The sequence below is a fragment of the Fluviicola taffensis DSM 16823 genome, from assembly GCF_943372375.1.
GTDB classification, from domain to species: Bacteria; Bacteroidota; Bacteroidia; order Flavobacteriales_D; family Crocinitomicaceae; genus Fluviicola; species Fluviicola taffensis_A.
This window is the reverse complement of record NZ_CALRYJ010000004.1, coordinates 284,564-305,736: the sequence shown is the minus strand read 5'-3', so window position 1 is coordinate 305,736 and position 21,173 is coordinate 284,564. Positions and strand designations below refer to the sequence as shown.

Below are 21,173 nucleotides of genomic sequence, written 5' to 3'. Positions count from 1 at the left end.
AAGAGAGAGGATCCGTTCAAATGAAGGAGACTTAAAGTCCTGGTGTCTTGCCTCAAAAAACTTTTTTTACTATTTTTCCCAAATGAATTTGGACGCAACATCTTTTCTGATTGAGCAGAGCCTTGCTGAGTTGGGAGTGGATCCGGGATTATGTCGAGGCGATAAACCCGGACAATGGAACATGACCTATAAAGGGTCGACAGTGTGGATTGATGTATTCAACTTTCCACAGAATCCGGATAAGTATTATTTCCAGGTAATGAGCCCTTTGTTGCGCATTCCGGATCGCAATCAGGAAGCATTTTTCAAGAATACATTGGAAATCAATCACACGATGTATGGTTCAGCAATAAGCGTTAAAGCAGATTGGACTTATGTGCTTTCCTTGCGCGAAGCAGATAACCTGGATAAAAGTGAGATCGATGCAACCTTGGATCGCGTTGCTTTTTACTCTTCTGATTATTTTGGTAAACTGACCTTCAAATTTGAAGGGAGTTGGGATCCGAAACCAACAGACAAACCGGTAAATTTTAATTGATTCCGGGAACCTTACTGAAAATAAGCATTTACAAACAGCACAATTTTCGCAATATAATCATTTGATTGTGCTGTGTCCCAATTGCCATGTCCTGCTCCTTGATACATGGTTGCCTGGTTATAGACTCCATTTGCATTCAATGCGTCGTGTAACCGAGCCATTTGTGTCGAAGGAACCAAGGGGTCTGCACTTCCATAAAACGAGATGGTTGGAGGAGAAGCAGCAGTAACACGAAGAGCTGGACTCACCGTTTCAATTCCAGCCTGATTTTGTGTTCCTCCGTTGATTAATATCGGATAAACAGAACTGTAAACCGGATTGTTCAGGTAATTCGGATCTGTCAGATCTGACGGTCCAACCGTATTGCAAATTCCCTTCACATGATGGTTCGGGTCATACCCATAGGCATAAAGCATAGAAAGATGTCCACCGGCAGAAGCTCCAAACAAAAGGAATTGGGATGAAACACTGTATTTCGGAAGACTGATTTCTGTCAAAGCCGACTGGATATCGTCGATCTGTTTCGGGAATGCCGGACTGGCTTGTGTTGCCAAACGATAATTGATATTGATAATTGCGTGATCGGGATAATAGGCTTTCAATGAATTCAATAAACTGGTGAAATCAGCTTTGTCTCCACCGCTCCATCCACCACCATGAATCAAAACAAACACTTTGGTGTTCGAATTTCTGTTGGCAGGAAGGTAGATGTCCATTTTTTGCTGATTGTCCGCTCCATAAGAGATATTCTGCAAATTATATTCCTGAGCAGCTTCGTAACTTGTTTCAGGTGTGGGATTGTTCTTTTTACAGGCAACGGTAAAGACCGTAAACAGCAAACCAATAATAGGAATCAATCCTTTCGGAAAACGGAAATTCAAGAGCATCATAATTGGAGTTCTTTGGACTAAGATACCTGTTTTTCTTTTGGTATCAAAGAATCATTCAATGACAAACAGTCCGTTCTTTACAGCATACATGACTAATCCTGCCACATTTTTCGCGCCTGTCTTGGCGATTAGACTTCTTCGGTGATTGTTTATCGTGAGCGGTGATACAAACAGGTTGGAAGCAATTTCTTCCGTTGAAAATTCACGACAGATCATTTGCAAGACCTCGATTTCGCGTGATGTCAGCTTATTGGCTTTATCTATGAATGTATGTTCCCTGCGACTCAGTTCTTTTAAAAATGGAGTGCGAATTGCGTTTGAATAGTATTCTTCCCCTTGAATGACAGTTTCAATGGCTAAAACGACTTCCTTGATGGAGGAATCTTTTGTCAGATAACCGTTAGCTCCCAAATCATAAGCTTGTATCATGTGGTTCAATTGATTGTGCATCGTCAACATGACCACGGGAATAGACGCGAAAGGACCTTTTTTCAAAGCTTTCAAACATTCCAAACCGTTCATTTCCGGCATTTCGGCGTCCATTAGAATGGCATCAATGGTCGTCCTATTGATAATCGACAAAGCTTCTTTTCCATTGGATGCTTCCATTATTTCGAAATCCGGATTGGATTGCTCCAATAGTAGATGCAAACCTTCCCGGAAAACAAAATGGTCGTCAACAATTAGTACTTTCATAAAATGATCTTTTGAAGTGGAATCATGATTTGTAAATTCATCCCGGAAGTGTTCGTTCCTTCATTCCACAGTTGTTTTCCACCAATGATTTCAATACGTTTGGTAATGTTCTGGATCCCTAATCCAAGTGGGATCGATTTCAACTGAAAGCCTAAGCCATTATCTTGATAACTGAAAAACAAATGATCCGGTGTTTTCTCAATCTGGATAGTTACCTGAGTTGCTTCAGCATGGCGAACGGTATTGATCAGTAGTTCCTGAAAAACCCGAACGAGTGAGGTTCCTTTTGCCGGATCAATTGCCGGAAAGTCATTCGGAATGGTAAGAACGATTTGAATATTTCCAAATTCATTGATAAATGCGATTTGCTCCTGAAGGACAGTATGAAAGGATTTGGACGAATTGACTTCGGAAGAGATCATGTGCGAAATGTTTCGACACTGTTTGATTGCCTCTTGAACCTGCTTCTGCATTTTGACCAAGAGCTCTTTTTGGGTTGAAGCTTCTGTCTGTTCTATTAAATATCCAATCTGCATTTGTGTGATAGATAGCATTGGTCCCAAATTGTCATGTACCTCTCTGGAAATACTCGTTCGTTCGCGTTCTTGTGAAGTAATAATAGATTCAATAGCTTCAGCTTCCCCCTTTCGAAGTTGCTTGTAAAGCCTCGTAATCACGAAATAAATCCCTATTCCCAATATAATCAGGAGGAGAATCACAACAATTAATATGATGAAAACAGCACTATCCACGACGTAATTTTAGGATTTCAATAATAAAAATAAATGCAAACGAAAGATAAAGAAGTGTATTACTGAAAGCATTCGTAACATAGAAAAAGTCAAAGTAAAGCCTGCTTTCTTCGGTATGAGAGGACATAAAGGAAGTAATGATGGTTGAAAGGAGTGCCCAAATCAAGAAGACCAAATTAATTTTTAATTGAAATTTGAAATAATCTAATTTCGGTGTCACGAGTAAATCTATTAGGTGTAATAAGGCTGCAAGGAAATAAATACTGTTAATAAGTAATTCAGTTGTAGTTGTATAAACGCTTCTTGGATGATAATAACCTCCTGAAATAAGATATCCGACAAGAATCAGATAGAGAACAACATAACAAAATTGTTTCCAGGATTTTTGCGTATTAATAAACAGAAAACCGAATAGAAAAGGTGTCGATATGGTGAAATAAATACTAAATACAAAATGATTGTAAATATGATGTCTGGAAAGATAGGTACCCACAACATCACTTGTAAGAACATTCACTAAGAAGATCATTAAAAAGCAAATGCTAAGACGAAACTTCTTTAATGATTTTGAATTTCGCCATACTTCGGGCAGTTTTGAAGCAGATTTGCGTAATGCGAATAGTAGTATTATAGAAGTAATAATCCCCAGTACTACTGTAAAGAAATAGATGCTAAGAATACTGTTTTCAAATGACACGCTTGTTTCGATATAAAAGGTTCAAACTACTTGATGGCACAACAAATCCAAAGAAACCGTTTATGGGGTTGACTTAATCTCTAATTTCTTTCTAACCTTAAAAATAGATTTTTTTGCACATAATTAATTGTTATCATTAGAATAGACTGAACAACCCATACCAACCGCAAGATGTGTTAGGTTCATCTTACGGTCGTTGAGTGTTGATAAGGTGGCGGATAATGTGATCAAATATGATAAGTTCAATTTGTTCCTGTGATTATCTGATAACAAAGATACCAGCGATAAAGAGATTAAATATGCTTAGTTCTAAGCATATTTAAAAAGAAGCGTCAGTGATTTTACAAGTTTATTTCGAAAATCCTTTATTGTGGCGAAGTTTCAAGATTTCAATGATGATTGTAATTGCCAATGAAAGATAAAATAAGATTAGAAAAGTAAAATGGATATCGAAAACGAGCTTGTAATCAAACTGTGGGTCTTCCTTAGTAAACCACACAAAAGAACCGACTACAGATGCTAAAAGCATGTAAATCAAAATGCTGAAGCTAATTTTTACATGAAATTTGAAATGATCTGGTCGGGAAGCAACAAGCAAATCCGTTAGATAAATAAGCGCTGCTAAGAAATGAGAAACGTATACAATCACAGCAAAAATGCCGGGTAGTATACATTTTGGATGGTAATATCCTCCGGATATTAAATAGAGAACAATAATTAGGTAGAACACAACGTAAAGATATCGCTTCCAGAGTTTGGGGGTATTGATGAAAAAATATCCAAATAGAAATGGAATAGATAAGGTATTGTTAATACTCATTACATAACTATTGTAAATGCCATTCCTTGCAAGATGAAGTGAAATAAATTCACCCAAAAACTCGATAAAAAGATAACCCATTAAAAGAAAAACACTTCGTTTAAAGAGTTGGAATGAAGAAGATGTTCTCCAACCTTCAGGTAGTTTTGAATTCGCTCTCACCAATAGGTATAAAAGGATTGTAGCGGAAAAGGCCGCTAGACCTAATGTGAATAGATATAAAATATCTTCAAGTGACATGGATTTTTAGTTACAAGATTTAATATGGAACAGATCGAATGAGGTATTTGTGTTATTAAAATTCTAAAATAGTCTTTTTCCAAAACAATGAATTGGAATCATCCGAGTGAAGCCTTAATTTTGAATAATTCGTCTATTTTTTATAGGGAGTTTCTGGCATTAATTTTGCTTATGGTTCATTTTTTATAGCGTATGCATAAAGCCTTACTTTTATTCATTTTATTGGGATCAACCGCAGCTTTCGGTCAGATTGTACTGGGAAATTCTGGCGCACAGCAGGTTTTTGGAGCTGTTTCCAGTGTAGGAAGAGAGGTCGTCCGTGCTGCGGAATACAAGAAGACCAAGGAAGAACGGGAACAGCGCGATGCGGAATACAGCGTTTTGGTTCAACAAGGAGATCAGCTTTTTGATCAGGGAAAATACCGAGAAGCAAACCAAAAGTACAACCTGGCATTGCAAAACAAACAGGAACAATATGTGAGAGATCAAATAGCTCGCTGCAATGCAGAGTTGGCACGTATTGAACGCGAAGAATACCAGCTCTTCATCGATAAAGCCGATAGTTTGTATGCACAATTGAATTTTTCAGCAGCTATTGAATCTTATACGGAAGCACTGACAAAAAAAGAGGTGCAATACCCGAAAGACAAGATCAAAGAAGCAAAAGCAGATCAGGAACGCTGGGAAAAAGTACATTTCAGTGGTTTGCTTATTTCAGATAAACGGGAAGATGATTTAGCTTCTAAGGCCTTTTCCAAAGATCCTTATTCCGATTTCATCAAACCTGGAAAATACAATATCATAGATGATTTTCTGACGTATTCCAACTATCAAACCCTGGATGGTATTGCAGTTCCCGCAAATATGCACCTGGTCATTTACAGTGAGCCACAATTCAAAGGAACTGTACTCGTTGATGTAGTAGGACCGGCAATCATCAATAATATGAACAAAAAGAATACATCGAATGCGAAAGAAATTCAGACCCATGAATTTACTGCCCCACTTCAAGGTAAATTTCCGCAATACGTTAGAACCTGGAGTGTGAGTGATATGAAATCATGGGTGAAAGGCTCCATGGAAATTACTACACCTTAAAATAACAGATATGAAACTAACAAGTGCAATTGTTGCAATACTTTGTTCTTCAGTCTTGTTTGCACAACAACCCCAAGAAAGAATACCTGGCACAGAAGAAGTGTTCGGAAATGAACAAACTGTAGCCGTTCGTGACGCAGCGGGTTCTCGTGACGCATCTGAGGCAGTCGCAGTAATTAATTCGATCCGTATGGGAGTGAAAACTGCAACGAAAGAAACAAATCCCAAAGGGGGTTATAGCGAAGCCGATTATCTGACGCTTACGACTAAAGCAGATGATTTCATGATACAACAAAAGTATGATGCGGCGATACAGCTGTATAAGGAAATCTTGAAAGAACGAGAAGATCGTTATGCGAAAGACCGAATATTGGAGGCTGAAGCGCTCATCGAAAAACAGCAAAAGGACGAAGAAATCCGTAAAAAAGATAAAATGCTTTATGAAAAAGCAGAACTAGCTTCGTCCAACAAGCTTGATAAGCATACGGTTCATTTTACAGGAGCTTTGATGTCTGATGTATCCTCTTCCAAATACTGGACGAGTGAGGCGTTCAATAAAAAAGACCCTTATTCGGATTTTTTGCAAGAGGGACGATACAATGACATTGCGCATGATCTTCAAAAATCAACTGACTTTACTTTGGATGGGATTGCGATTCCGGCAAATACGCGTCTGATCGTTTATGAAAAACCGAATTTCACAGGTGAGATCTTTTTAGATGTCACAGGTCCGGCGATTGTTAATAATGGATACAGGATCAGTAATAAGCAATTTAAAGAATTGAGCTCGAAACAGTTCTATGATGCGCTTCAATCTAATTTCCCGCAATCGGTCCGAAGCTGGAGTAAAACAAATATGCATACTTGGCTGAATGGTTCAATGGAAATTAAGACGGCAGATGAAAAGTAAGGTAATTTCCGCTGACAAATTCTTTTTGATTACTTTGAAAGAGGAATTATATTTGCTTGGGTGGAATTTAGTTTGTTCAATTTGAATGGGTTACTGGAATTAGTTCTATCAATAAACAGTTTTTTAAGCATGCGTAAACTCTTACTTGTATTTCTTTTGTTTGGATCCCCAGTCGCTTTTGGCCAGTTCAATATCGGCGTTCAGGGAGCATACCAAATCATCAATGCTGTTTCCACTTTAGGAAGGGAAGCTGTAAATGCCGCTGAATACAGGAAATCGAAGAAAGAAGAGCAAGCGCATGAAGCAGAGTACATGACTGCTATCCAAAGTGCGGATTCGCTGTTCGTTCAAGAAAAATATACGGAAGCAGCGGAGCAATATAACCGGGCTTTGCAGTTTCGAAGGGATGAATATCCGATGGAACAGATTGCCCGATGCAACACGGAATCGACCCGGGTAACCCTTCAGAAATACGAAGCCTTACTGGATACTGCAGATGCCGAATATACGAAGTTGAATTATGCTAAAGCCATTCGCTACTACGCAAAAGCACTTGAAATCAGGGAGGAGGAATACCCGAGAGCTAAAATTGATTTGGCCCAAACAAAACGGGAACGTTGGAAAACGGTTCATATCAGTAGTTTGCCTATTTCTGATTCCAGCATCAATGAACTTTCATCCCAAGCCTACAACGTTGATTCGTATTCGAATTTCATTCCCCAGGGAAAATATCCGGTTATCAATCAATACTACATGGATGCAATCGCCATTCCGGATAGTACCCGTTTGATCATTTACAGCGAACCCAACTACCAGGGAAAAATTGTGTTGGATATCACCGGTCCTGCCATCATCAGCAACAGCAGTAGAAAGAATGATTTGATTTTCAAGGAAATCCAGTCAAAGGAATTCAAGGGCGCACTGCAACGGATTTTCCCGCAAACGGTAAGAAGTTGGAGTTCATCCGATATGCACGAATGGGCGAAAGGATCGATGGAGATTCGAAGAGAGGTGGAGGAGTGATTATAAGAAATCCGATTCCTTACGGAACTCATTAATTATAAACGAACAAATCCAATGGAATCCATTGGATTTGTTCGTTTTGGGTAGTAGTAGATAATGAGAATATCAATTCACAACTAACTTGTATCGGAATAATTTGCGAGTCTGAATTTCTACAATATACGTTCCGGCCGGTAGTTGCTCTGAAACCATCGAATATTTTTGGTTGGCAACATTGTCTGTTCTATAAACGACTTTCCCGGCGTTGTCAATTAATTGAATGTACTCAATGGGATATTCGGAAGAGAATAGAGTGAGGTTTTCCTTATTCAAAGGATTTGGATAGATACTTACTCCGTGATCCACATTTGTTTCAACTCCAGCGCTTTGGTCGATGATAGAAAAGTAATTTCTATTAGATACTTCTGTATAGGAATCGTTCGTAAACATGACGATGAAATAATTCCCAATGCTTGAAGGTAATAAGGAATCCGTCAATGTTTTGGTTCCGGAAGCTTGTCCGTTGAAATAGGAGTAGCTCACCAGAGGATCCACATTCGGATTGTCCTGAGCATGATAAATCCCAAGCCAATCTTTGGCAATTCCGGGGGCATCCGTCCAAGTTGCAATAATGGATTCTCCTAAATCATAAATTGGTTGATCAATCCACAAATTGGTAATGGTGTCTCCGACACTGAAAAAATAAGGTTCCCCAATGACTTCGATTCCTTTGAAATAGTATTTCACGCTGTAATATCCTTTTGGGATCGGGTTTACCGTAAATGTCTCGGAAGTTTGATTCACTTGTGCAGCAAATGCAGCCGGTTGAACCCCGTGTGTAAATCCAACTTTAATCACTTCGATTGAATCGGCAACATGAGGAGCATTGTCAACAGATAATAGAATGGATTGACCAACCGGATAGGAATTGGTGTCTGAAGTAATTGTCGGAATCAAACCGTAATAGAAATAATCTCTTGGTGCAATTTCATTGTATCCATCCAGTTCAAAATACGCAGCATAATAAATGTCAGAAGAAGTGAGTGCGTTTGAAGCAAAGTTCATCGTTCCATTGCCACCGGAACAATATTGCCAGGAAGTTGAGTTTACTTGTCCTGGTGTTTGTCCGGTATGATAAATTCCAATCCAGTCTGTAGCATTTCCGGGTCCATTGGCATACAACGCCTGCATGGGAGCGCCTAACGGATAAGCCGTAGAATCCATGGTAAGGCTCGGCAATGATGCAAATGAATTGTAAACAATCATCGAATCCGTCAAACTCCAGTTGGACCAATTCAGGTTTCGGTCGCGATGACGAACGCGGATATAATGTTTTCCGTTTCCAATTGAACCAACTGGAATCGTATAATCTAAAATGTTTACTCCAGCATTCAAATCTTGTGTGGAATCGGCAGCCTGACCTGGAGCCTGACCGAATAAGTTTTCATAATCTCGCAGTTTATCCAGTTCCAAAACAGAGAAATTACTTGTTTGAGAAACCTGGAATTCGGTTGAATTCAACAATTCAGTAGTAGTTGTTGAGAAGGAAGTCGATTGGACAGCAACCGGCAATTGCAGTGAATCCCCAAAATTGGTAGTGATGGAAGGAGTATTGGGAATGGGTTGGTTTTTATACCGGTGGAACTCATCAACCAATTGATTATCCTTCCATTCTGAATTGGCAAATAGCATAGGACTTCCGATGGAATAAGTTTCAATATCCACTTTTCCATTGGTCACATCAAAATCCATGATTTGGTAACACCAATTGGAGATGGTTTTTTGAATGTATTCGAAATCCTGTTCGGTAGATTGTCCCCAATATTGATCCCATGCAGTTCCACCGGAAATGATATTGTAGACAGGTTCTTCTTTGAACTGACCTCTGGAGTAAATGTGGTGGTGTGCACCAACATGCATAAAGTATTTTTCATGTTGCATACACATGGGAACAGCATTGTTTTTAATCCAGGAAGAAATATCTCCGACATATTGTTCCGACTCATATGGGCGATGGCTGAATGTTAAAATCCAGTCTACTGTATTGTCATTGTCTGCTGCATTCAGGACCGATTGTAACCAGTTGTATTGAGCAGTTCCTGTGTGTTCCGAACTCAAACTGATGAACAATACATTCCCAACCTGCATGGAATAATAATTTTCTGTTCCGGAGCTAATTCCTTGATAAGCCAGTTGATCCAGGTAAAAGTGAGCGTAGTAAGCGTTCATTCCCATGGAACCGTATGTTTCATGATTACCAACCGTTGTTTGAATAGGAATATACCCCGATAACTCTTGATTGTAAGCAAAATGAATGTTTTTGTACTGCGTCAAATTTCCTAAATCTACCTGGTCACCAACCATGAAGGTCAACTCAATGAAATCGGAGGGATCACCACCATATTTTTCGAAAATTTTCTCTTTTGCACGATGAACCAAGGTGTCATATCTTCCCGTAGTTTGAATTTGGTTGTCTCCCATGATCAGGAAACGCAAATGACCGTCAGCTGAAGCTGCCTGACCAGGAAGAGGTTTTGTTTTAAAACTCAAGGTGTCTGATGAAAGCCCATTGGAATGGACACAATAATAATACTTCGTATTTGCGTTCAATCCATTCAATAACCCGGTGTTGTAATAATAACTGATAGTACCGTCATTAAATAAGGATTGATTTCCTGTTACCGTCAAATTCAAATTGGTAGGAGAAGTTCCCAATGAGATAGTTGAGCTTCCCGAGTTTTGTGAAATCCAATTGACATAAATCGAATTGGGAGTTGGAGCCTGTAAATATGGTTTGATATTTTGAGCTAATGCAGCAAAGGAAAAACCAAATAGGCACAATAAAATAACTGATTTCATAGAAATTTTTCTTTTCTACAAAGGAATGTTAGATAAATTACTTGCTCATTAAGGACTTGTTATATGACTGGCAAGAAACGGTAAGTTAAATGATAAATCGATTTAGTTTTTTGGTAGAGAAAAGTATCAGGAAGTGACTGAACATTTTCAAATAATTTGAAAACTCAAGTCATAAATGTCTTGAGTTTTTTTGTTTTTGCTCCCCTTTTTTCATCAAGTCAGCTTGTTTAGTTGAATGGTAAATTCTAAAAAATGGTGTTTCGATAGCTTATTCTCACTTCATAAATATTTTTTTCAAAAAAAATAATTTCTTTTTTAAATTAAAACCATGATTATCAAGGCTTTAATTTAAAACCGATTTTCGGTTTTTTGCGGTTCTCTATTGTCCTTTTTTCGGGCGCACCAATTATAAATCTTTGCATTGTTGATGAGTTGATAAGCTTGCCAGTTTAGCTAAAAGGTAAGCAGTGCACTTTCAGATACCGGATCTGAGATCAATTTCATTGCATGCCGACTTTCTCTTTGCTTTTGGGAGAAGAGTCAAAAGGAAGGTCGGTTTTTCTCCCAATTAAAATGCGTGTTTCAAGACATAAGTCAAGACACGCAAGCAATTAATTTTTAACAGAGAAAAACAATGAAAAATTATAATTTCATGCTTGCCTCTTTACTTATTTTAGTAGGGGTTGGAGCAATAACAGTGTCTTGTAAAAAACAAGTAGTAAAGAACCACAAGACCCAGGTAGAAGTAGTAACCTCAAAAGATGTAGGTGAAGATGATGAAGACCCGATCATTCAAGGTAGGGTAAAAAAGAAACATAGTTTGTCAGTAATTGATGATGCATATGTGGAAACGATATCTTATACTACTAATGAGATTGCGAGAGCTTCATATTCAGACGATGATGGTGAATTCGAACATCAGGTACCAGTGGATGTTTATTATTTCAGAGTAACAGTTCCGGGAGAGTCGACTCCATTTATTACGGATACAGTTACAATAAATGAAAATTCCATAGTAACTATTCTTATAGATTTGTAAGATTCTTTTAATAAGTTCAGGACGGATATTTCCGTCCTGAATTTTATAATTGGACGACAACTTCAGCAGTGCAGCCATTTTGGTTTTTGAAGTCAATAGACCCGTTGATTTTTTGTAATAACTTTCCAATTAAATTCAACCCTTTCGTATTGGATTTTTGCAGGTATTCTTCCGAGATACCTGTTCCATTGTCTGAAATTGTAAGATGAATTCTTTTTTGTTTTTGTATAACAGATATTTGTAGTTCAGCATCTTCTACATGTTCTAAACCGTGCTCAACGGCATTGCATACCAGTTCATTTAAAACAATAGCTAATCGCATAGCAATGTCATAGTCAACATAAATCATTTTCAAATCCTTTTTTACTTGAATAGAATGGTTTTGAGACAAAAGATTGAGTAAAAGCAAATCAATCAGATTGTTTAAGTAGGAGTCTAAACGAACTTCTTTATTGTGTTTTGTAGAATCGTCCAGTAAATAATGTTGAATAAGAGACATGGCATCCAGCCTTCGAATATTTTCTTCTAATACTTGAATAGTTTCTGGATTAGTGACATTGGATTTATCAGATTTTAAGATCCCCGACAACATTCCAAAGTAGTTTTTTGTTCGATGGCTTAATTCGCTGTGAAGATTGATTATTTCCTCTTTCTGGATTTCAAGTTCATTTTTTTGAGTTTCTATGAGCAGTTTGCGTTTCCTAAGTAGATACCAGGAAACGATAATAAACATTGTCACTAAAAGAGTTCCAATTAACCAGGTAACCAGTCGTTGACTATATAACTGTTGATTCTCTAATTCAATTCGACTTATTTTAGCCTGCTTTTTTTGAAGCTTTATTTCGCGATTCTTTCGTTCCACATCATAGGCAATCTCTAAGCGTGCAATCTCTTTTTGGTTTTCTTCAAAAACTACTCGTTCTCTTGCAATAGTTAATTTTTGGTACTTCGTTAGTAATACATTGACATTTTGATTCTTTAGAAGCTCGATTTCTTCTAACAATACATTTGCTAATAATTGTTGATCGTTTAATTCGTTAGCCAGTATTTCAGCCTGACGAAAAGATTCAACAGCCTTATTTAACTCCTTTGTTTTTGAATAATAACTTCCTAAATAATAAAGACTGGATGCAATTTTGATAGTGTTTCCAGCTTCCATCCGCATATTGTACGCTGCATTTAGATATTCAAAAGCTTTCTTAGGTTTGTCAAGTTCCAAATATAGCTGACCTAATAAGGTAAGAGTGGTCATGGAGTTCCATTCATTGCCTAATTCTTTTTTGAGCTTCAAGGCTTGTTGCAAATACCATTCTGCCTTATCGGGTTGATGAAAATCTAAGTAAACTGAACCAATATTGTTATAAGAATCGGCGATTCCTTTTAGATAGTGAATCTGTTGTCTGATTTTTAGAGCTTTGTGATGGTATTCCAGTGATTTATTGAAGTTCCCTATTTTTCGTTGAATGTTTCCAATTGCATTCCATGCAGATGAAAGTGCTTTTTCATTTTTAATCCGTTCAAAGATAGCTGCTGCATTTAAAATGGTTTTTGTTGCACGATCAAACGAACCAATGTCTTTATAGGCAAGTCCTAAATTGAGCAATGATTCTGCAATAAGAGTATCATTTCCCAGTTTTCGATAGAGTATTAATGAATGTGTGTATTGATCAATTCCTTTTTTGAATTCTCCCAATTGATAATAACAAACCCCTAGATTATTGAATAAGATCGCCTTTTCACGCAAATCTGTTTTATTACTGATGAAGGTTGTTGCCTTTTCCAAGATTTGCTTAGCATCCCGAAAATTTCCATTTTCCAATTCGGAATACCCCTTATCAAGAAGTTGATTCATATTGGATTGCCCGGAAACGATTAGGTTTATCAGGCAGGCGATTGCGAATAGTGCATAATGTCCCATAATGTCTAAATTTCAGTTAAATTAGGGCTGTTCAAAGGTATTAAACTTTCGTTATGAAAATTCTGGTTGTGGAGGATGATCCATTGGTTGCTGATGATTTAGTTGACAAGCTTAATACATTGGCATACCGTGTGACGGCTATTGCAGAAAGTTATGAAACCGCATTACTGGCTGTGAAAACAGAAAAACCTGATCTAGCACTTTTAGACATCGAATTGAAAGGAGAGTTAACAGGAATAGATCTGGCACAGGTACTTTCTCAAATGGGAATCCCATTTATCTATTTGACAAGTATTCAGGATATGTCAACTTACTTACTTGCCAAAAACACGGCACCATTAAAAAATCTTCCCAAACCAGTAAACTTGCTTAGTTTGAGAAATGCAATTTTGGAGATTGATTTGTCAACACAAATGGTTGCTGACATTGCTCAAATTTTACTCATGACAACAAAGGATGGGGTTAAATTGCAAATAGATCCGGATTCGATTACTCATTTAATTGCTGCCGGAAGCTATTGTGATATTCATTTTGTTGATGGAAAGAAAAATACCGTTGTTTCTTCAATGAAAGAAGTATACGAAAAACTGGAACATCCTAACATTGTAAGAATAGCTCGTTCACATTGCGTCCATTTGAAACACATTGTTGCGGTTAGAGGTAATGATGTCGAAATGCCTCACAATGTGCGTTTAGGGATTACAGAATCATATAAATCTGATTTTAGTCGTCATTTGAAACAATTGTAATTTTTCGGAAAGAATAATTCTTGGTTCGGAAACTAATCCGGTCCATTCGGAAAGAATAATTTGTCTCCCTTTTTCTTTGAGTTCTATTTGAGTTAAAATTCAAATATGCTCGAAATGTCCCAATATGAAGCGGATAAAGTTATAGCACTTCTGCAATTTTGTTGTTGGAGTTCGCGTGTAGAAATGAACCATCCCGGACTTCTTAGCTTAAGAGCTAAATTAGTTGCGAGGTGCGAAGAAATCAATGCTTTTGAAAAAGCAGACAAGGGACCAAAAGCAAAGGAATTAAAACCTCCGAATGAAAAGTATCTGGTGGATCTCTTAAGCGAGGCAAATAAGGCCTCAAAGAATGATAACAAACTTTCAAAAAGTAAATTACACATAGAACTTCTCTTAGGATGTGGTGGTTTTGACAGCTGGAAAACCTGGGAAGACTATTTTTTCAATGCCAATGAATTTATTTCTTCAGGAAATCTCGATTTATCTGGTTTTTCGGCGATTGAGATTGGAATTTCTTTTCCTTCCATATTGGAAAAAGATTTACTTCCGCATCTAGCTTTTGCAAGAAAAACATCGGTATATCCCATTCACTTATGTTCTTCAAATGAAGAATCGATATCAGAACATCTGACTCATACAATGAACCTTCTAAAGGAGTACCCGTTTGTCATTTGGGCGATCCCGGTACTTTGGAATAACCAGTTGGAAATATTGGATAATCCCCTTTGGAAAGAAATGCTGCAATCCAGACGTGTACTCCCTGTTTGGATCGATGAATCGAATGTATGGGAAATCCAGACGTCAAAGATTCCATGGCTAAAGAATCATCAAACTATTGGAGGTCTTCGAGGACTCTTTTGTGGTTTGCTGTATATCTATGAAGCAATCAAAAAAGTTCACGATGGTGGAACTTCCTTACTGCAACAAGCCTCTGATGAAGTAAGGAACTCCCGTACTCAAAATTTTCAAGGTAGTCGTGGAACATTCTTTCTGGGAGATATTAAAATCACAAGTGCAAATACCTCATTAGGAGACATTCATCAAACTATTCATAATAATAACACAAAAAAAGATGACACAAATAAATGAAAATGCAAGCCAGTCGAATATCATTTCTACAGGTTCAATCCAAACTGATAACTTGTCAATGGGAGATTTTCATCAGTACAATTACACGAATAAAAGTAAATTGACTGAGGTGAGTTATAATAATTCAGATAAGCAATATTTGCCGCCAAATTATATGGAGAATTTGCTTCAGCTCGCACTGGAAAAACGGATTGTATTTATAGCAGGAGATAACATTTTTGGACAAAATGATCTGGCAAGATACCTTGCTTTTCAAATTAAAGCCAAAGAGGAGTTTCAGGATAAAGAAATAGTAGAACTATTTGATAAAAATGAAAATCAGGAAGAAAGAAAATCTCTTTTTGATTTGTTGTATAATGAAAAGTGCCACCAAAAAATTGTGCTGCTCACTAATTTACATCCAGAGAAAATTGATTATAATTTTGACCGCTTGCTGGATTATTCCATAGACGAATCTTGTTTGTTTATCATATCAATGGATTATGGCTTGGAGATCTGGAAAAAAGCGGGAAAATTGGTGGTCGATTATTGGTTTGAAATACCAGAAGGGCGTCATTACAGTGAGATCCAACTGCAAAGTTACTTTTTACAAAGATTTCACAAAGAACGTCCTAAGTTTTGGCTTTTATCAATGGAAGCTACGAATCAAGACAGTTTGTTAAGTGAAACTTGGAGCGTTGAAAGTACTATTAATCGCTTTGGGAATATTGATCAGGTGAATCTTTTCCTGAATTATTATGTTGGATTATCAGAGTTTCCGGATGACAGGAAGTTATTGGAGCTTGTAGAAGCATTATGCCAAGGAAATTCAAAAATGGTGCGTTCTTGGTTTTATCAACTAAACCATCGGAATAAAATGGTTGTTTTAGGAGCTACAATGTTTGACGGAATGTTGGTAGATCAATTTTTTGAAGCCTTAAATGATATAAATATTCAAACATTTTGGGAAACCAGCGATCCAACATTGAAAGCATTGGATTATTTTCAATTGTCATTCCTGGATCCCTTCTTTCAGATACAGCTTCGCAACGAGGAACAGTATATCTTTTGTAAAACGCCTCAAGTCAAATCTGTTTTATTGGATTTGGGGAGGGTTGAGTATCGCAGGCATTTTAAAGCCGCTATGGATGTTTTCTATCGTTTAATGAGGAACTCATACTTAAGACAAAGTATTAATTGGGAATTATACGGAACCTCTTCCAGACGTGTATTAATCAGAAAGTCGTTTGGGGATATTCTGCATGATGCGGGTGCCGTTGAATTTAACCTGGTAGAAAGCCATCTACTTGAATTGGCAGCATCAGGAAACTTACATCTGCAGAATATTTGTGCGAAATCAATAGCTCAATGGCGTTTGTCAGGTAAAGAAGAGCAGTTTTTTGAAACTTTGAAAAAGTGGCAGGAAGACAATGATATCCAAGATAGAATCAAAGATTTGTTCGAAAGAAGTATCAAAGACTCTTCTACTGATGCCAAAAATGCAATAGATTTAATTAAAACGACCGCTGTTTTAGCATTAGGACATGCCTCATATTATGATCAGCCAAATAAACTCCATGAAGAAATCGTTCAAGGAATGGTTCACTTTGCAAAGGAACCTTATTCAGGAGTCCATAATAGTATTTGCCAGGCATTACCAAAATTTATTCATCATCATTCTTTGCAGTTACAGCATGTTCTTTTCCAGGAATTGATGCCAATCGGAGCATTACGAGAACCGATTGTTGAAGGTTTAGTACTGGCAATGGAGAGTTATCCGGAGCAAGTTTCCGAAGCAATAAATAAATGGTTCGATTGGTGTATGAAAGATGCTTCTAAAGATAATCGTAGATATTCTCCAACACAACGTGATAATGTATTGATTGCAATTCTGGATGTATTGGGAGAAGCAAATCTTACTGAAAATAAATATTTTGAAATTGAGAGATTGTATACAAATTTCCTCATTCCATTAATTCAACAGGAAATGAGAGGAGAGGTTATTCAACATGTTCTTAATTTCTTGGTGAAAGTTCAGTCATTGGATTTTAATCTCGCTTTAAGATTTTTGAATCAAACCATCGGTAAATTGAATAAGACTCAGCGGCTATTTGTTGTTATGGGCTGGGGTATGATTTATCGTAAGCAAAGACTTGAGTCAACAAAGACGACTTATGAAATCGATTTCATAACTTATCCGGTTTGGGATGAGGGACAACAATTGAGGCCTCTTACAACTGTGGAAAAAACTTTGTATTCCTGGATGGATGGAGAATCGACGGAACGTCGTTTTGCGACACTGACATTTCTAGAATTAACAAAATCCCATGACAGATATGAACGTGAGGCCTATATTTTACTAAAACGTGAACAAGACCTATACCGTTTTCAGCAGCAATCTCCAGCTCCATCAGCTACTCGCCCAATGCCATCTTTATCAGCAGAAGTGGGATTACATTTATCATTGCGAATTCGTATTTTCTTCTATTTCCTGTTCTCTTCAAACACCAATAAGTTTCTGTTGAAAGACACCATCCTGTTGTTTTTGAATGTGAACCGCTATACATCTGATGATTTGATGAGCCTGATCCAGCGTTGGAAAAACAGTTCACAGCAAGGAGTTACAAGTAGGCTAGCTAAGTGGTTGACACGCTTCTTTTAATTTTCGGAAACCAAACTCCCCGGTTCGGAAAGTTAAAAACGAGATTCGGAGAATAAATTTTACGGGCCACCTAAATCAACTCAATTTTGAGGAAATAATTAAATAACAAATCACATGAGAAAACCTCTTGGAACAACAGCAAAAACGGGTGAGAAGTGCCCGGAAAGCGGAAAATGGGAAGTAGTGGGAACGCCTTCTACAACAGCACCAATTGCAGAAGGAGACACAATGCCACCTTATGCCGGAAAAGCAGTAACATGGAAATTGGTTAGCTACGCGTAAAGGAAAAGAGGAGGAAACTCCTCTTTTTCAGTTTTACCAGTTAATATTAATTATTTCTAGTTTCTCTAAAGTTATTAATACATAAGTAATTGATTTTTTGGATATATTTATTATATAATTAACACTATTCACAAATGACAGAACCAGCGCAACAATTAAAACTTGTAGAAGTCGAAGACGCAAAAAAAGATACTCGCAAATTAAAGCAAAGAATAAATGATACTCACACTGAGGAATTGGTAATTGGTTTGTGTGGACCTATTGGAACTGATATTTCTTTTGTTTCAGATAGATTAATTGAAATTTTGGAGAGCAAATATGGTTATCAATGTAGAAGAATTAAATTAAGTGATTTGATCATTCGCCATAGTAATAATTCTTTAAAACTTGAAAAAATAAAGGGTTTTGAAAGATATAATAACCTCATTGATGAAGGAAATGCTTTAAGAGAAAAGTATGACAATTCAGTTTTAGCTGAATTAGCAATAAATGAAATAGCTGTTAATAGAGAAGAACTTAAACAAACTGACACTGAATTCGAATCAAATAGAATTTGTTATATTATTGATTCAATTAAAAATAAAGAAGAATTAAATTTATTTAGGCTTATTTATCGTGATATATTTTATTTTTTTGGTGTTTATTCTCCTACTGATGTTCGAGTAAAGATTCTTAAGGATAAAGGTCTGAAAGAAGAAGAAATCTACAGATTGATTGATAGAGATTCAGGAGAAGAAACTCATCATGGACAAATGGTGACAGATACATTTGTGAATTCAGATTTCTTTCTGCGTATTGAAGATAACTCTCCAAATGTAATTGATCCTAAAATTAAGCGATTTTTAAATTTATTATTTAATAATGAGATTGTTACTCCTACAGCTAATGAAACGGCAATGTACTTAGCCTCTTCAGCTGCAGGGAATTCAGCATGTTTAAGTAGGCAAGTAGGAGCTTGTATTACGGATGAAAAAGGTGAAATATTGTCAATAGGTTGGAATGATGTGCCAAAAGTGAACGGCGGTGTTTATCAGACGGATATGAACAATGTTTCAAGTGATAAAAGATGTATGCATAAAGGAGCAGGATTATGTTTTAATGATAAAGAAAAGGAAATAATTCGTGATTTATTGGTCAACTCATTAATTTCTAGAGGCTTAGTCTTGAGTGCTAGAAGGGATGAGCTAGATGAATTAATAAAAAATTCTAGAATTAAAGAATTAATTGAATTTTCGCGTGCAGTACATGCAGAAATGCTAGCAATTATTTCAGGCAGTCAAAAGTCAGGTACACAAATGATAGGAGGTAAATTATTTTGTACAACATACCCTTGCCATAATTGTGCAAGACATATCATTGCAGCGGGGATTAAGGAAGTCTATTATATAGAACCTTATAGAAAAAGTCTCGCAATTAAATTACACGATGACGCTCTTACAGAAAATGAATCAGATACGACATTGGTAAGAGTTTTAATGTATGATGGTGTTTCACCAAGAAGATACTTAGATTTCTTTAAAATGGATGGTTATAAACGTAAACATAACGGTGTTAAAATCTCTATTCCACCAAAAGAAGTTAAACCAAAAAATACTTTATCTTTACGAGCAATTCCTTTTTTAGAAAGTCAGGTAACTCAAGAATTGAAAAATAAAGAATTAATATCATTGACATGAAAAAAAACTTGAAAAAACAAGTTGATAATAATCAACAATTAAGTTTTGATTTCAATTCAAGTACAAAACTTAGTTATTCAAATCCCGTAAATGAAGCAAGAATAATTCATTTAAATCCACGTAAAGAAATATATTGTAAAATCTTAAATCGTAGATAACAAAAATTAAGTGAAAAATGTCTAGTGTAAAATTTTCTAAATAGTTTATTGTAGTTCAAAAAATCTAAAAACAAATTGGGAAATCGGATCAAATAGGATGTTAAATTATTCTTTGGTAAGATTTAATTTCATACAAATTAAATAAAAGCCCATTCTCGATTTGCAGAATGGGCTTTTATTTTCTAAATCACTCTTTTCTTTCCGGATTATATTTTCCCTCACTTTTTTCTTTAGCACTAAGTGGGCTGGGAACTTGTTTGTTATTTAAAGCGTTCATATAATGTTTATTCATCCAAACAACTTCAATCCTCTCTTTGAACTTTCCATTTGAACCTTTAGTAGAAGTGACGATCTCCTTTTTACACCACCAGCCATCCGAAAGCATTTTTTCATAAAGAGGATGTTCATAGGCACTTATAAAAATCATGCAATTAGAACGATTTGCTAATTCCAATAGTTTGGTGTGAAATTCTATGTCATTTGCATCATTGTTATATCCATTTGATCGGTTCCCTAAGTATGGTGGATCTAAATAGACCAAAGTATTGGGTCTATCAATATACCTTTTTAGAACTTTCAGAGCATCTTTATTTTCAATCCGAACCTTTTTTAACCTTTGAACAACAAGTGCGAGCCTTTCAGGTAAGTTGTTCCATCTGCTTACTCTTGCATCCTGACCGTTTCTTGAGAAAGAATCTGAGTAAGAAAAGCCGCTTCGAGCTTCCCCAAATATTCCATTAATAGACATCATGGATTGTACAAGAAACCGACGGGCTCTTTCCAAATCGTTTAATCCGTCTGAAGGGATTCTTGCATTAAGAAGTTCTTGCTCGGCATATGGTGTTAAGCTAGTGACCCGGATAAGCTCTGCTGGATTTTTTCGTAATTGCTGAAAAAAGTTGTAAATCTCATTGTCTATGTCATTAATGATTTCAATCGGGGCAGGTTCTTTTCTTAAAGTCAGTGCTGCTGAACCACAAAATGCCTCAACCCAACAATTATGAGGTGGTAAGTCTCCGCATAACTGCAAAGCAATTTTATTTTTAGAGCCAAAATAACCAAAGGGAGTATTGATCTTTTTCGGTTTGTTTGATAGTTTAATTAATGATGTTTCCATAT

Annotated in this window: 17 protein-coding genes; 10 read left to right on the top strand and 7 right to left on the bottom strand. The window is 36.6% G+C overall.

The window, feature by feature from the left end:
• The first annotated feature begins 82 nt into the window (after positions 1–82).
• Complete coding sequence (locus AAG807_RS08610; RefSeq protein WP_341902413.1) at positions 83–538, top strand: YbjN domain-containing protein; 456 nt, start codon at positions 83–85, stop codon at positions 536–538.
• 11 nt (positions 539–549) lie between these two features.
• On the opposite strand, the gene AAG807_RS08605 is transcribed toward AAG807_RS08610, so the two are convergent.
• The 4 genes from AAG807_RS08605 to AAG807_RS08590 are packed head-to-tail and all read right to left on the bottom strand — an operon-like array spanning position 550 to position 3,393.
• A complete protein-coding gene (locus AAG807_RS08605; protein ID WP_341902410.1) occupies positions 550–1,428 on the bottom strand; it encodes an alpha/beta hydrolase in 879 nt (292 codons plus the stop codon).
• 51 nt (positions 1,429–1,479) lie between these two features.
• Positions 1,480–2,124, bottom strand: coding sequence for a response regulator transcription factor (locus tag AAG807_RS08600; protein ID WP_341902407.1), 645 nt, complete (start codon positions 2,122–2,124; stop codon positions 1,480–1,482).
• Positions 2,121–2,876: a histidine kinase gene (locus AAG807_RS08595; protein ID WP_341902403.1), complete on the bottom strand. Its 756-nt coding sequence runs from the start codon at positions 2,874–2,876 to the stop codon at positions 2,121–2,123. Before AAG807_RS08595 ends, AAG807_RS08600 begins: the two co-directional genes overlap by 4 nt.
• Positions 2,869–3,393 (bottom strand): hypothetical protein, encoded by a 525-nt coding sequence (locus tag AAG807_RS08590; RefSeq protein ID WP_341902402.1) that lies wholly within the window; start codon positions 3,391–3,393, stop codon positions 2,869–2,871. Before AAG807_RS08590 ends, AAG807_RS08595 begins: the two co-directional genes overlap by 8 nt.
• Before the next feature lie 1,432 nt (positions 3,394–4,825).
• Here AAG807_RS08590 and AAG807_RS08585 point away from each other — a divergent pair.
• The 3 genes from AAG807_RS08585 (at position 4,826) to AAG807_RS08575 (ending at position 7,664) form a co-directional block, all read left to right on the top strand.
• A complete protein-coding gene (locus AAG807_RS08585; RefSeq protein ID WP_341902399.1) occupies positions 4,826–5,731 on the top strand; it encodes a hypothetical protein in 906 nt (301 codons plus the stop codon).
• Positions 5,732–5,741: 10 nt separating this feature from the next.
• Positions 5,742–6,641 (top strand): hypothetical protein, encoded by a 900-nt coding sequence (locus AAG807_RS08580; protein WP_341902397.1) that lies wholly within the window; start codon positions 5,742–5,744, stop codon positions 6,639–6,641.
• 129 nt (positions 6,642–6,770) lie between these two features.
• The gene (locus AAG807_RS08575; RefSeq protein ID WP_341902395.1) at positions 6,771–7,664 is read left to right on the top strand and encodes a tetratricopeptide repeat protein; all 894 of its coding nucleotides are present in this window, start codon (positions 6,771–6,773) and stop codon (positions 7,662–7,664) included.
• 105 nt (positions 7,665–7,769) lie between these two features.
• Here AAG807_RS08575 and AAG807_RS08570 read toward each other — a convergent pair whose 3' ends face one another.
• A complete protein-coding gene (locus tag AAG807_RS08570; RefSeq protein WP_341902392.1) occupies positions 7,770–10,502 on the bottom strand; it encodes a fibronectin type III domain-containing protein in 2,733 nt (910 codons plus the stop codon).
• A gap of 634 nt (positions 10,503–11,136) precedes the next feature.
• Between AAG807_RS08570 and AAG807_RS08565 the strand changes: the two genes are divergently transcribed.
• Positions 11,137–11,541: a Vmc-like lipoprotein signal peptide domain-containing protein gene (locus AAG807_RS08565; protein ID WP_341902389.1), complete on the top strand. Its 405-nt coding sequence runs from the start codon at positions 11,137–11,139 to the stop codon at positions 11,539–11,541.
• A 43-nt stretch (positions 11,542–11,584) separates the two neighbouring features.
• On the opposite strand, the gene AAG807_RS08560 is transcribed toward AAG807_RS08565, so the two are convergent.
• Complete coding sequence (locus AAG807_RS08560; protein WP_341902387.1) at positions 11,585–13,459, bottom strand: tetratricopeptide repeat protein; 1,875 nt, start codon at positions 13,457–13,459, stop codon at positions 11,585–11,587.
• Between the two features lie 53 nt (positions 13,460–13,512).
• Here AAG807_RS08560 and AAG807_RS08555 point away from each other — a divergent pair, with 53 nt between their 5' ends.
• The 5 genes from AAG807_RS08555 (at position 13,513) to AAG807_RS08535 (ending at position 19,896) form a co-directional block, all read left to right on the top strand.
• Positions 13,513–14,208, top strand: a complete 696-nt coding sequence (locus AAG807_RS08555) for a response regulator transcription factor (RefSeq protein WP_341902386.1) — start codon at positions 13,513–13,515, stop codon at positions 14,206–14,208.
• 114 nt (positions 14,209–14,322) lie between these two features.
• Positions 14,323–15,297, top strand: a complete 975-nt coding sequence (locus AAG807_RS08550) for a hypothetical protein (protein ID WP_341902384.1) — start codon at positions 14,323–14,325, stop codon at positions 15,295–15,297.
• Positions 15,281–17,938 (top strand): hypothetical protein, encoded by a 2,658-nt coding sequence (locus AAG807_RS08545; protein ID WP_341902382.1) that lies wholly within the window; start codon positions 15,281–15,283, stop codon positions 17,936–17,938. Before AAG807_RS08550 ends, AAG807_RS08545 begins: the two co-directional genes overlap by 17 nt.
• A 114-nt stretch (positions 17,939–18,052) precedes the next feature.
• Positions 18,053–18,220, top strand: a complete 168-nt coding sequence (locus AAG807_RS08540; RefSeq protein ID WP_341902379.1) for a hypothetical protein — start codon at positions 18,053–18,055, stop codon at positions 18,218–18,220.
• Positions 18,221–18,354: 134 nt separating this feature from the next.
• Positions 18,355–19,896 (top strand): anti-phage dCTP deaminase, encoded by a 1,542-nt coding sequence (locus tag AAG807_RS08535; RefSeq protein WP_341902376.1) that lies wholly within the window; start codon positions 18,355–18,357, stop codon positions 19,894–19,896.
• Between the two features lie 345 nt (positions 19,897–20,241).
• On the opposite strand, the gene AAG807_RS08530 is transcribed toward AAG807_RS08535, so the two are convergent.
• A complete protein-coding gene (locus tag AAG807_RS08530) occupies positions 20,242–21,171 on the bottom strand; it encodes a DNA adenine methylase (RefSeq protein WP_341902373.1) in 930 nt (309 codons plus the stop codon).
• Positions 21,172–21,173 lie beyond the last annotated feature (2 nt).

Coding starts and splice junctions, on each gene's coding strand:
- AAG807_RS08575 (WP_341902395.1), top strand. CDS start 6,771: ATGCGTAAACTCTTACTTGTATTTCTTTTGTTTGGATCCCCAGTCGCT.
- AAG807_RS08530 (WP_341902373.1), bottom strand. CDS start 21,171: ATGGAAACATCATTAATTAAACTATCAAACAAACCGAAAAAGATCAAT.
- AAG807_RS08570 (WP_341902392.1), bottom strand. CDS start 10,502: ATGAAATCAGTTATTTTATTGTGCCTATTTGGTTTTTCCTTTGCTGCA.
- AAG807_RS08560 (WP_341902387.1), bottom strand. CDS start 13,459: ATGGGACATTATGCACTATTCGCAATCGCCTGCCTGATAAACCTAATC.
- AAG807_RS08535 (WP_341902376.1), top strand. CDS start 18,355: ATGACAGAACCAGCGCAACAATTAAAACTTGTAGAAGTCGAAGACGCA.
- AAG807_RS08550 (WP_341902384.1), top strand. CDS start 14,323: ATGTCCCAATATGAAGCGGATAAAGTTATAGCACTTCTGCAATTTTGT.
- AAG807_RS08555 (WP_341902386.1), top strand. CDS start 13,513: ATGAAAATTCTGGTTGTGGAGGATGATCCATTGGTTGCTGATGATTTA.
- AAG807_RS08600 (WP_341902407.1), bottom strand. CDS start 2,124: ATGAAAGTACTAATTGTTGACGACCATTTTGTTTTCCGGGAAGGTTTG.
- AAG807_RS08540 (WP_341902379.1), top strand. CDS start 18,053: ATGAGAAAACCTCTTGGAACAACAGCAAAAACGGGTGAGAAGTGCCCG.
- AAG807_RS08580 (WP_341902397.1), top strand. CDS start 5,742: ATGAAACTAACAAGTGCAATTGTTGCAATACTTTGTTCTTCAGTCTTG.
- AAG807_RS08545 (WP_341902382.1), top strand. CDS start 15,281: ATGACACAAATAAATGAAAATGCAAGCCAGTCGAATATCATTTCTACA.
- AAG807_RS08565 (WP_341902389.1), top strand. CDS start 11,137: ATGAAAAATTATAATTTCATGCTTGCCTCTTTACTTATTTTAGTAGGG.
- AAG807_RS08605 (WP_341902410.1), bottom strand. CDS start 1,428: ATGATGCTCTTGAATTTCCGTTTTCCGAAAGGATTGATTCCTATTATT.
- AAG807_RS08585 (WP_341902399.1), top strand. CDS start 4,826: ATGCATAAAGCCTTACTTTTATTCATTTTATTGGGATCAACCGCAGCT.
- AAG807_RS08610 (WP_341902413.1), top strand. CDS start 83: ATGAATTTGGACGCAACATCTTTTCTGATTGAGCAGAGCCTTGCTGAG.